The sequence below is a fragment of the Streptomyces tubbatahanensis genome (assembly GCF_022699385.1).
Lineage (GTDB): Bacteria > Actinomycetota > Actinomycetes > Streptomycetales > Streptomycetaceae > Streptomyces > Streptomyces diacarni.
On sequence record NZ_CP093846.1, the window covers coordinates 17500 to 28513 of the forward strand.

The 11014-nt window shown below is 71.0% G+C and carries 8 protein-coding genes; 4 read left to right on the forward strand and 4 right to left on the reverse strand.

Features of this window, described 5'->3' with window-relative positions:
* Positions 1-47 precede the first annotated feature (47 nt).
* Genes MMF93_RS00080 through MMF93_RS00090 form a run of 3 tightly spaced genes read left to right on the forward strand, consistent with a single transcriptional unit; the run spans position 48 to position 3828 of the window.
* On the forward strand, positions 48-1751 hold the full coding sequence (locus MMF93_RS00080; protein ID WP_242748375.1) for an aminotransferase class I/II-fold pyridoxal phosphate-dependent enzyme: 1704 nt from the start codon (positions 48-50) through the stop codon (positions 1749-1751).
* Entirely contained in the window at positions 1739-2713 is a 975-nt protein-coding gene (locus tag MMF93_RS00085) for a Rossmann-like domain-containing protein (protein ID WP_242748377.1), read from the forward strand. Before MMF93_RS00080 ends, MMF93_RS00085 begins: the two co-directional genes overlap by 13 nt.
* Positions 2710-3828 carry a nucleotidyltransferase domain-containing protein gene (locus MMF93_RS00090; protein ID WP_242748379.1) on the forward strand — a complete coding sequence of 373 codons (1119 nt, stop codon included), beginning with the start codon at positions 2710-2712 and terminating at the stop codon, positions 3826-3828. The genes MMF93_RS00085 and MMF93_RS00090 overlap by 4 nt, the downstream gene beginning before the upstream one ends.
* Positions 3829-3979: 151 nt before the next feature.
* Here MMF93_RS00090 and MMF93_RS00095 read toward each other — a convergent pair whose 3' ends face one another.
* From MMF93_RS00095 to MMF93_RS00105, 3 genes are all read right to left on the reverse strand, one after another.
* Positions 3980-5581 (reverse strand): tryptophan halogenase family protein, encoded by a 1602-nt coding sequence (locus MMF93_RS00095; RefSeq protein ID WP_274709408.1) that lies wholly within the window; start codon positions 5579-5581, stop codon positions 3980-3982.
* Positions 5582-5866: 285 nt separating this feature from the next.
* Positions 5867-6559: a tryptophan 2,3-dioxygenase family protein gene (locus MMF93_RS00100; protein WP_242748381.1), complete on the reverse strand. Its 693-nt coding sequence runs from the start codon at positions 6557-6559 to the stop codon at positions 5867-5869.
* Between the two features lie 148 nt (positions 6560-6707).
* Complete coding sequence (locus MMF93_RS00105; protein ID WP_242748383.1) at positions 6708-7511, reverse strand: alpha/beta fold hydrolase; 804 nt, start codon at positions 7509-7511, stop codon at positions 6708-6710.
* A 204-nt stretch (positions 7512-7715) separates the two neighbouring features.
* On the opposite strand from MMF93_RS00105, the gene MMF93_RS00110 reads away from it, so the two are divergent.
* Positions 7716-8696, forward strand: coding sequence for a TauD/TfdA family dioxygenase (locus MMF93_RS00110; protein WP_242748385.1), 981 nt, complete (start codon positions 7716-7718; stop codon positions 8694-8696).
* A gap of 49 nt (positions 8697-8745) precedes the next feature.
* On the opposite strand, the gene MMF93_RS00115 is transcribed toward MMF93_RS00110, so the two are convergent.
* Positions 8746-11013 (reverse strand): pyridoxal-phosphate dependent enzyme, encoded by a 2268-nt coding sequence (locus tag MMF93_RS00115; RefSeq protein ID WP_242748387.1) that lies wholly within the window; start codon positions 11011-11013, stop codon positions 8746-8748.
* Between the last annotated feature and the right edge of the window lies 1 nt (position 11014).

Sequence of the window (11014 nt, forward strand, 5' to 3'; positions counted from 1 at the left end):
AGCAACCACGAGAACGAGCACGAGTACAAGCACGAAAGAGGAGGACCATGGCTCGCGTACGGGTCGCGGTGTACGTCACAAGGCCGTCCCGAAACGGCACGGAACTGCTGTCCTTCGCCCACCGGGACTTCCCCGACGCGGGTATCCAGGTGCCCGCCGGAGGCGTGGACCCCGGGGAGGACCTGGAAACCGCGGCGCGGCGCGAGTGCATGGAGGAGACCGGCGTCACCGCCATCCGGGACCTGCGCGCACTCGGCGTCGAGCAGTCGCCGCACCCGGCGACCGGCCAGGACCGGGTCACCGTCTTCTTCCACGCCGTGCTCGACCAGCCGACGGCCGACGAGTGGCGGCACATCGTCGGCGGCGTCGGTACCGACGACGGCATGGTCTTCGACTGCCGCTTCGCTCCCGTCGCGGAGGTCGGGCCCACGCTGGTGGACGGCCAAGAGACCTTCGTCAGCATGATCGCGGCCGATGTCCGCCCGGCCGTCGCCGACGCCCGGCAGCTCATCGAGCGGCTGCGCGCGCAGGAAGACCAGGCCGGCCAGGACTTCCAGGGCGAGGACGGCCAGGACAGCAGGGGCCTGCCCGTATCGGCCGGGGCGGCTATCCTGGAGCGTTCGGGCCAGGCACTGCGCCATCTCGACCGCGTCGTCGTCACCGAGATAGGCGCGCACACCCGGGCCGCCTCCCACCCCGAAGTGCCTACCGGAACCGTGGACCTGTCCTCGGGCAACCCCGATCCGCTGCTGCTGCCGGACCTCGACCGCCTCGCCACGGAGGCCGAGCCCGTCGACGCCCGGTACGGGGAGCCCCGCGTCCTGCCGAGGTTCGCCGAGACCTTCACCGACTACGCCCAGCGGCAGGGCGTTCCCGCGCGCGCCGACACGCTGCTGCCGCTGCCCGGCGGCCTCTTCGCCGTCGAGTACGCCCTCTCGACGCTGCTCTCGCGCGGCGACCGGGTGGCGATCGAGTCGCCCGGCCACCAAGGCGACGTCCTGCTGCTGCGCTCCCTGGGCCTGACCGAAGTTCCCGTGCCCGTCGACCAGTGCGGTATGGACCCGCGAGCGCTGCGCGCAGTCGCCAGGGACGTCCAGGCGGTATTGATCCGCCCCCGCGCGCAGAACCCCCTCGGCGCCGCCGTGACCGCTGCGCGGGCCGAGGAGTTGCGTGCGGCGCTGTCCGGCAGCGAAGCGCTGATCGTGCTGGAGGACCACTGCGGCCCGGTCGCCGGGGCGCCGTTCCACTCCCCAGTGCCCGACGGCCACCCGGCGGCGCTCACCGTCCACTCGGTCAGTAAGTGGATAGCTCCGGACCTGCGCTGCGCGGTTGTCACGGGCGAGCCGTTCCTGGTCGATCTGCTGGACCGGCGGCGGATGCTCGGCGGGGGCTGGGTCAGCCGCCGCACCCAGTCACTCATCACGGCGGCGCTCGACAGCCCCTGGGCGGAGGAGCTGCGGCAGCGCGCGCGGTACGCCTACGCGGCACGCAGGTCCGCCCTGCTCGGCGCTCTCGCCGCGCAGGGCGTGGAGGCGCTGGGCAACTCCGGGCTGCACGCGTACGTCGCTGTGCGCGACGAAGACGCGGCCGTCGCCGGCCTGGCCGAGCGGGGCTGGCTTGTGTCTCCCGGCCGTTCCTACGGCGACCTACAGGGCGGCATCCGCCTCACCGTGGCCACGCTCGCCGAGTCGGACGCCAAGCGGCTCGCCGACGACATCGTGGCGGTGGGAGGCCGGTCGTGGTCGAACTGAGTCTGCGCGCGGCGGTCGAGGACACGCTGGACAGCCCCGTTGAGTCCGTGCACATCGGCCGCAGCACGTCGGTGGGGGTGCTCGCCGACGGGGCGGTCGGCTGCGCGATGGACTACGACCACTACCGCTACGCGGGCCAGGCCGTGCGGGAACAGCCGCGGGAGCTGGGCGCGGACACGCTGGCCACACTGCTGCGCCGGGCGCCAGGCGCCCAAGTGACTGTCGGGGACGTGCTGGGGACGGCGCCCTGGAAGGCGACGGCGTGCGCGGAGCAGACGGCCCTGTCCGAGCTGACCTGGGCCAGTGTCCGCGTCGCCGTGCTCAACGCGGCCTCACGCCACCTGTTCACACCCGTGGCGCTCTCCGCACACGGCCTCACCCGTCTCGACCTGGCCTTCGACGATGTCCAGGCCCCGCGCGACGACTCGGTGCCGGGGCAGCGGTTCCGTCAGGTCCTCGCCACGGTGCTGCCCGAGGGGTGCACCGTGGGCGTGGTCGGTCTTGGCGGGCTGCTGGAGACCCTGGTGCAACATCCCCACGTGCGCTGCGTCGCGTTGGCCGACGCCCATCTCGACGGCCGGGCCGAGCACGTCACCAGGTTGCTCGCCGGGCTCAGGGCGCTGGCCCCCGACACCGAGGTCAACGTCGTCGGCACCGGCCTGCACGCGCTGGCCGAGGCCAGCGACCTGGTCCAGGTGACCCCGTCATCCCTGACCAACGGGACCATGGACGAGGTGTTGGAGGCGACAGCGGGCCGCCCGAAGCTCGTCGTCGGGCCCACCGGGGCATCGGCTCCGGCAGCCTGGTTCGCAGCGGGCGCGGTACTGCTGGTCACCGAGGTCAAGGACCGCCGGCTGCCCCGCGCCTACCACCATGACGAGTACCTCTACCACTGGTTCAACGAGTACGACCACAGGATCGTGGTCCACCACGGTCCTTCCGAGCGGGAGGGCGCCCGGTGACCGGTGACCGTCGAGCGGACACGATCACGCTGCTGCTGACGCTGGCGGACACCCGCCCGGACACGGCACGCGCGGAGGTCTTGATCCGGAGCGGGATCGACTGGGACCTGCTGCTCGCCCAGGCGACCCGGCACCGGGTCCTGCCGCTGGTCGCACGGAACCTGCGGGCCGGGGACCTCTTCATGCCCAGCGCCTACGGGTACGCGACGATGGACGTGTACCTGGGGGCCTACGCGTACCACCGGCACCGTAACGAAGCGCTGCGCGAGGAGTTCACGGCGGTCTCGGAAACCCTGGACCGTGCCGGGCTTCCCTTCGCGATCCGCAAGGGACTGCTGCTCGCGACGCGTTACTACCGCGATCTGGGCGTGCGCCCGATGATGGACATCGACCTGCTGGTGGAGCGCGAGAGTGGCGCCGCGGTGGTCGACACGCTCGCGACGCTGGGGTACTCCGTCGGCAAGGTGTCCGGCAACGGCCGGGTGATCGAGCCGCTGCCCCGGAACGAGGAGCTGTTCTGGCGGCTCCACACCAATGTGCTGCCGCCGCTGTTCCGGCTGACCGGCGACCCCGCCGTGCGGATCTACAACGTCGACCTCAGCCGGGAACTGTCGCTGCCTGGCGCCGGCATGAGAATTCCGACAGGCGAGATCCTCTCACGCGCACGCCCGGTCTCCATCGGCGCGGTGGACGTCCTCGCGGGCTGTCCGGAAGACCTCGTCCTCGACCTGTGTGCGCACACGTTCAAGGAGTCGACGACCCTGCGGTACCTGCACCGGCTCAAGCACCAGCGCCTGATCCAGTACTGCGATCTGCGGGAGGTGTTGCGGGCCGAGCGGGACGCGCTGTGCTGGAACACACTGGTGCAGCGGGCACGCGACTATCAGGCCGCTCCGGCCGTGTATTTCGCCCTTTCCCACCTGGAGTCCATGTGGCCCGGCACGATCCCCGCGGCGGCCCTGGCCCAGCTCGGTGACGGGCTGGACGCCACGTTCCTGGACCGGTTCGGCGCCCTCGACCTGGCGGAGCCGATGACCTGGGACACGGACTTCCGCACCAGGATGTTCGACAGCCGCATGGATCTGCCGCTCCCCCAGGGCACCTCGGCCGTCTGACCCCCCCCCCCCCCGCACGGGGGAAGGGTCCCGGCGGGCGCGGGGAGAAGACACGGGAAGAGGCCCCGGCCGTGCACACCACGGCCGGGGCCTCTGCGCACGAGCTGGGCGGCTACTCCCGTTCAGGACCGGGCCGTCCGCTGCACGAGCTTCACGAGGCCGGGGTGCCGGCGCGCATGGCCGCGAAGTACTCGTTCTGCGTGGGGAGTTCCTCCACGAGTCGGCGGGCCTTGTCCCGGATCGTCTGGAACTCCAGGAGCGCGGCCTTCTCGTCGGCGAGTTCGAGGGCGGGCGAGGGCCGGGTCCGTATGCCGCCGGTTCCGAGCAGGACGCAGTTGTACGAGTACGGCGGCAGGCCGTGGTAGTACGGGTAGACCGTCTCCGCGTCCGGCAGTTTGGACTGCCACAGTTCGAGGCGCTCGGCGAGTGCGTCGGGCACCTCACGGGTCTTGGTGTCTCGCCAGTACTGGTTGTCCGCGCGCTTGGCGCCCCGATAGTGGAGCACGAGGAACTCCCGTACGCCGTCCATCACATGGGCGACGGAACTGTTGTAGAGCGAGCGCAGCGAGGGGTCCCAGTCGGCGGCGGGGAAGAACTTGACCAGTTGCTCGATCGCCTGGTGGATGAAGAAGATGCCGGTCGATTCGAGCGGTTCGACGAAGCCGGAGGACAGGCCGATGGCGACGCAGTTGTTCACCCAGGAGCGGCGGGTGCGGCCGATGCGCATCCGGATGTGGTTGGCCGGGACGTCGGCTGCCTCGGGGCCGACGAACTCGCGCAGGGTGCGCTCGGCCTCCTCGGGGTCGAGGTAGTCGCGGGCGTAGACGTAGCCGGTGCCGATACGGCTGATCATCGGGATGGTCCAGATCCAGCCGGCGTCCTGCGCGGTGGCGGTGGTGCACGGACGCATGGGCGTCCTGTCCATGTCCAGCGGGACCTGGAGGGCTACGGCGCTGTCGTTGGGCAGGGAGTCCTGGTAGGACTCGAAGGGCTCGCCGAGCGCCTTGTTGATCAGCAGCCCCTTGAAGCCGGTGCAGTCGACGAACAGTCCGCCCTCGATCAGGCCGTGCTCCTCGGTGCGCAGCCGCTCGATCCAGCCGCGGTGGTCCTGCTCGACGTCCACCACGTCGTCGAGCACGTGCCGGACGCCGCGCTGGGTGGCGTAGTCCCGCAGATATTCGGCGAGCAGGCTGGACTCGAAGTGGTAGGCGTACGGGAACTGGGCGCCCTGGAACTCGGCGATGGTGGAGCGGGCCAGTGGCTTGTGGCCGTGCTCCACGAAGTCCTGGTCGATGAGAGTGCCGTCGAGGTAGCGGGGGCTGCGGTTGGCGTCGCACAGCGAGGCCATCACGAAGCAGTCCGTGTCGAAGCGCTCGGTTGCGGGGTGGCGCAGCCACCAGTCCGTCAACGGAAAGCCGTCGACGGAACGGAGCTGCTCGAACGGGTGGTAGAAGTGGTGTCCCGGCTCGCGCCAGTTCTCGAAGCGGACGGCCAGCTTGTAGGTGGCGTTGCAGGCCGGCATCCAGTCCTTCTCCTCCAGGCGGAGGAACTCGAAGAAGTGCCGGATGTCACTGAACGTCGCTTCGCCGACACCAATCGTGCCGACTCGCCCGGATTCGACGAGTGTGATGTCGACGCGGTCGCCGAAGGCGGCGACGAGGTAGGACGCCGTCATCCAGCCCGCGGTACCGCCGCCGACGATGACGACCTTGTCGACGCGCCCGGTCGCTCCGGGCGGATTCTGCTGTGCCATCGAAATTTTCCTCCGCGAAATGAGGGCGGTGCCGCGGCGCACGCGGACCGCGAATCTGGTGCGGCGCAGGGAGCCGGGAATGGAGACCCCGTCGGGTTGCCACCATGGCGCGGCACGGAAACACTCAAGGCGCGCGTGGCAGCGTGATTCACGCTTACGCTAGCCGGGCCCCCCGGGCACGGAAAGCTTTTCAGCCACGGCTGACGGACAGGGAATACCGCCGCCTCTCGCACAGGTAATTTCGGTACCTGGGGCAGAGTCCCGGGTGTTTTATGAGAGGTGTGGTCACTGTCCGGGCCACACGTCGGGGAGGAGCCGACGGCGTGCGGCCCTCCACAGGTAGGAGGCACCGTCGGAACCTGCGGTTCCGCTGCCGCCGCCGAGGAACCGCTCGGCGAGCACCGCGTGCCGGGCCCGCCAGACGGCGAACGCCTCGTCGAAGTCGAGAAGGGCGGCCCGCACTTGCTCGACGGCCTCGCGGTCGGCGCAGGCCAGCGCGTAGTCGCGGTAGGCCTCTTGAACCGAGCGCTCTTCGAGGCGGGCCAGCAGCCGCTTGCGATCGGCGTCCCTGAATCCGGCGGTGTTCACGAACCGGGCGTCACGCAGTCCGCAGAGATACTCGATCTCCCGGTACTGTGCGGATTGGAGACCGCTGGCGTCCCCGAGATCGGTGCGGATGGATTCGAAGGCCCCCGGGGACAGCGTCGCCAGGGCATCGAACTGGCCTACCAGGGTGGTGACGAGCACAGGCAGCGGCGCAGCCCGGCGCACCGCGAGGCAGCCCTCGCCCTCGTCCAGCGCGGCCCGCACGGCTTCCAGGTGCCGCAGCACGACGGCGAAGCTGATCTCGCACGACTGGTGCGTGGCCAGGAACAGGACACGGTCCACGTCCTCGTCGTGGACGCGCGCGGCTTGCAGCAGTTCCTCGAGTCTGAGCACCTGTCCGTACGGCGGGTATGCGGCGGTCGGCCTGCTCATGCCATCTCCTTCGTCTCGTTCGTGGACCGGAGGGCCGGCCGTGTCCGACCCTGCTCCGGGGAGTCCGGGTGCGCCGACGCGCGGTGAGGACGGCGCGCGGTGAGGACGGCGCGCGGTGAGGACGGCGCGCGGTCACGAGCGCGCGAGCTCATGACGACGCGGCCTCCAGGAAGTCCAGCAGCGCGCGGTTCACCGCCGCCGGTCGCTCCAGGTAGCCGAGGTGCCCGCAGCCCTCGATGATCTCGCAGCTCGCGCCGGGCACGGCCGCGGCCAGTTCTCGGGCAGCGGCGGGCGGCGCGATCACGTCGTCGGCGAAGGCGACGACGTGGCAGGGGGTCTTGATGTCGCGGTAGGCCGCCAGCCGGTCCGGCATCGGGTAGAGGCGCCGCTGCGCGCGTACGCCAGGGCCGGGCGGCGGGGCCAGTTCGAAGACGTCCAGCCAGTCGATGAGGGCCTGGTGGTCCGCGAAGCCGCTCGGCGACAGCTCCGTCAGCGCCTTGATCACGGCGCGGTAGCGCGGGGGCAGTACGATGCCCCGCTCGTGCAGCTCGTGCTCGGCGAGGGTGAGTGCCGTGTGCAGCGCGTCGCTGCGGCCACGCGCCGCCATGAGCACGATCCGGTGGACCAGGTGCGGGTGTTCCAAGGCGAGTTCGGCGGTGATCCTGGCCCCCAGCGAGGTGCCCACCACGGCGCAGGGTGCGATGTCCAGGGCCTCGATGAGTCCGGCGGTGTCGGCGACGAGATCGCCCATTGTGAAGTCGCCGGTGTCGTCGGACTGAACGCCCCGGTTGTCGAAGGTGATCACGCGATGCCCGGCAGCGGTCAGGACGGGCACCTGATGCAGATGCCAGGCGCTGCCCGCGGCGCCTGAACCCATGATCAGCATCACCGGCGCACCGCTGCCGGTGTCCCGATAGGTGAGCTGTCTGCCGTTGAGGGGTATGGCGGGCATGGCACTCCTCGTCTCGGATACGCCGGCCGATTCCGGCGCGCTGCGCGTATCAGTTTCTGGAATTCGCCGGGCCAATAGCGACAATTGCGCAGGACTGAAAGGCTTCCACCGGTCTCGTTCACTGTTATCTTGCGCTGCCAGGGGGTGTCTGCGGGGGCGCGTCCTCGACATTTCGTGGTCCGTGAATGATGAAGGGGCGAATGAATGGCGCACAACTACGCGGACGGATTGGCCGACGGGTCCGCGCGCATATCCGCGGACGCGGTGCCGCACTTCGACGTGACGGCGGAGGACGGTCCCGGCTGGCTGCGCGCGCACGCGGCCGAGCTGCGCTCCGCCGCCGTCGAGCGGGGCGCGGTGCTGGTGCGGGGACTCGGGCTGCGCGACGCCGCCGGGGCCGCAGCGGCGAGCAGGGCACTCACTTCGGAACTGATGCCGGAGCTGGAGGGTTTCGCACCCCGCGTGCCGCTGCCGGACGGGATGTACTCGTCCACTCTGTGGCCGCCGGACCAGCCCATGTGCATGCATCACGAGCTGACGAGCGCGGCCCGGTATCCGCGCCGGCTCGTGCTCTCGTGCCTGGCGACGGGCGCCGGCGGCGGCACGGTGTCGATCGCCGACGCGCGTGCGGTGCTGGACTCGTTGCCCCGCGACATCGTCGAGCCGTTCCAGCGCGACGGCTGGCAGCTCGTCCGCAACTACAACTCGCTGGTGGGCGTCCCGCTGAGCGACGCGTTCGGCACCGACGACCCGAGCGCGGTGAGCGAGTACTGCGCGGCGAACGGCATCGCGTACGAGTGGACGGCGTCCGGCGGGCTGCGCACCCGGCAGACGCTTCCCGCGGTGACCGAGCACCCGGAGACCGGCGAGCGCTGCTGGTTCAATCAGATCGCGTTCCTCAACGAGTGGACCATGGACCCCGCGGTGCGTGAGGTGCTCGTGGGTGAGTTCGGCGATGAGGGGCTGCCGTTCACGACGTTCCGGGGCGACGGCGCCGTACTCGACCGCGAGACTGTCGAGGCCATCAACGAGGTGTACGAGCGGCACACGGTGCCCGTGCCGTGGCAGGCGGGTGATCTGCTGCTGCTCGACAACGTCGCGGCGGCGCACAGCCGTGCTCCCTACACGGGTGAGCGCGAGGTCGTGGTGGCGCTCGGCGATCCGCTGCCGCGCGTCCGGCCGTAGGGCGGTTCCACGGGGGCGGAAGGTGGCGCCGCCGGAGCGGGGGAAGGATTCAAGGCCGGGTCCCTCCACCCGGTACGGGCGCGACGTCGAGGTGCAGCAGCGCGCACGCCTCGGCGAGTGTGCGGGCCACTCGCGCCGCGCTGTCACCACGGGCCATGACGTATCCGATGCGGCCGTAGGCGTCCACGGGCGGTGCCACCGGCTGCCCCAGCTCGCGAGTCACCACGACGCGCTCCACCCCCGGCAGTGCTCGCGCGTCCGCGACCCCGCGCACCGCCACGAGGGTCCCCGCGCTCTCCGGCAGCAGGAACTGAATACCGGCGGCGCCGGTGCACTGCGCGGGCAGCCGTGGCACACCGCCCGCGTCGTGGGCGACCTGCGCTGCCACCAGGTCGACCCCCGTGACCAGCCGGAACAGTTCGGGGATCATGCCTCCGGCCAGGCGCGGGTTGACCTCCACGACGGCGGGCCCCGACGGCGTGAGCTTGATCTCGGTGTGCGCTGCGCCGCCGTGCAGGCCGATCGCCTTGAGCGCGGCGAGGCCGACGGACTCCAGCTCGGAGACACGCTCGGTATCCGGTCGGCCGGACAGCAGATGGCGGTGTTCCACGAAAGCGGGCGCGCCGGTGACCGCCTTCTCCACGATGCCGAGCACACGGTGTCCCGCGTCGGTACCGAAGGTCTCCACGCTGAATTCGGGCCCGGTGAGGAGAGATTCGACCAGTGCGCGACGTGCGGTGGGCTGGCCGCGCCCGTTGCGCTCGACCGCGATCACCTCGGCAGCGTGCCGGGCCGCCTCGTCCGCGGTGTCGCAGCGGCGCACCAGCGTCGACCCGGAGTCGTCTACGGGCTTGACCACGCAGGGCAGGCCGACCTCCAGGGCGGCGGCGCGCGCGGCCACGGCATCGGTGACGACCCGGAACCGCGGCTGGGGCAGGCCCGCTTCGGTGAGGGTCCGGCGCAGCGCTCCCTTGTCGCGGCAGAGCGCCACAGCGTCCGGGTCCTGCGCCGGCAGCCCCAGCGCGCCCGCGAGGCGGGCCGCGGCCTCCTGGTACAGCTCGCTGGTGCTGCCGATGGCGGCCAGGTCGGCCTCGCCGTGGAACACGGCGGTGAGCCTGGCCAGGTCGGAGGTGTCGCAGCTGTGCACCGCCGCGCCGGTATCCTCGAGGCCGCGGTAGCGGGCGGGGTCGTTGGTGAGCAATAGGGGCCGGTAGCCCATGGCCTTGGCCGAGCGCAGTGCCAGCATCCCGGTGCCCGTGGTGTTGGACTCCACGAAGGCGTACGTGGGCAAGGGGGCGTCTGCGGCGGTGCGGCGGGAGGACCACATGCGGACCTCCAGTCCGGTGCCGACGCGCCGTGGACGTGTGGCGAGGGGCTGCTCGGTGAGGCGCTTGGCGGTCCAGTAGGCGTCGCTGTAGACGGTGTCGGTGTAGCGATCGCCGCGGTCGGGGAAGATGCCGACGGCCCGGGCTCCGGCGGGGAGGGTGGCGGCCAGGTGCGTCAGGATCCGGTAGACCGACCCGGCGGTATTCCCGGCGAAGATCTTCTCCCTGCGGGCGAGTTCGCGGGTGGCGGCGAACGCCTCGTGGTCGTTGAGCCAGTGCACCTCGTCGATGACCGCGTGGTCGAGGTTCGAGGGGTGCAGGCTGTTGCCGAGACCGCTCTGCAACCGCTGCGGTATGTCGGGCTGTCCGAACAGCACGCTGCCGACGCAGTCCACACCTGTCACCCGCAGGCCGGGGATGCGCTCGCGCAGCACACGTGAGGTGCCGCAGAGCGATCCTCCGCTGCCGACGGCGCCAACGATGGTGTGCACCTCGCCGATGTCGGCCATCAGCTCGTTGGCCAGTGTGTGGTAGGCGGCCGGGTTCTCGGGATTTTCGTACTGCCTGGGCCAGAACGCGCCCGGCAGGGTGTCGAGGAGTTCACGCAGCCGGGTGAGGCGTGCGCCCTGCCACCCGTTCTCGTCCATCGCCTCCACCACGTGCACCTCGCACCCCAGCGCAGTGATCTTGGTCAGGGTGACCGGGTCGATACGCGGGTCGGTGACGATGTGCACGGGGTGGCCGAGCAGTGTGCCGGCCAGGGCCACGCCGAGAGCCATCGTTCCTGAGGAACTTTCCACCACGGGTGCGCCGGGGGGCAGCGCGCCGGTGCGGCGCGCCTCGATGAGGATGCGCTTCGCCACCCGGTCCTTCATCGCGAAGAGGTTCTGCAACTCCAGCTTGGCGAATATCTCGACCCCCCGGTCGGCGCCGATGGCCAGCCGCACCGTCGGGGTGCGGCCCACCGCGTCGATCAGATTCTGCACACCCATG

What these genes read in the sequence shown, in the direction of transcription:
- MMF93_RS00080 (WP_242748375.1), top strand. Translation starts at nt 48, where the DNA reads ATGGCTCGCGTACGGGTCGCGGTGTACGTCACAAGGCCGTCCCGAAAC.
- MMF93_RS00105 (WP_242748383.1), bottom strand. Translation starts at nt 7,511, where the DNA reads ATGCCCGCCATACCCCTCAACGGCAGACAGCTCACCTATCGGGACACC.
- MMF93_RS00115 (WP_242748387.1), bottom strand. Translation starts at nt 11,013, where the DNA reads ATGGGTGTGCAGAATCTGATCGACGCGGTGGGCCGCACCCCGACGGTG.
- MMF93_RS00110 (WP_242748385.1), top strand. Translation starts at nt 7,716, where the DNA reads ATGGCGCACAACTACGCGGACGGATTGGCCGACGGGTCCGCGCGCATA.
- MMF93_RS00095 (WP_274709408.1), bottom strand. Translation starts at nt 5,581, where the DNA reads ATGGCACAGCAGAATCCGCCCGGAGCGACCGGGCGCGTCGACAAGGTC.
- MMF93_RS00100 (WP_242748381.1), bottom strand. Translation starts at nt 6,559, where the DNA reads ATGAGCAGGCCGACCGCCGCATACCCGCCGTACGGACAGGTGCTCAGA.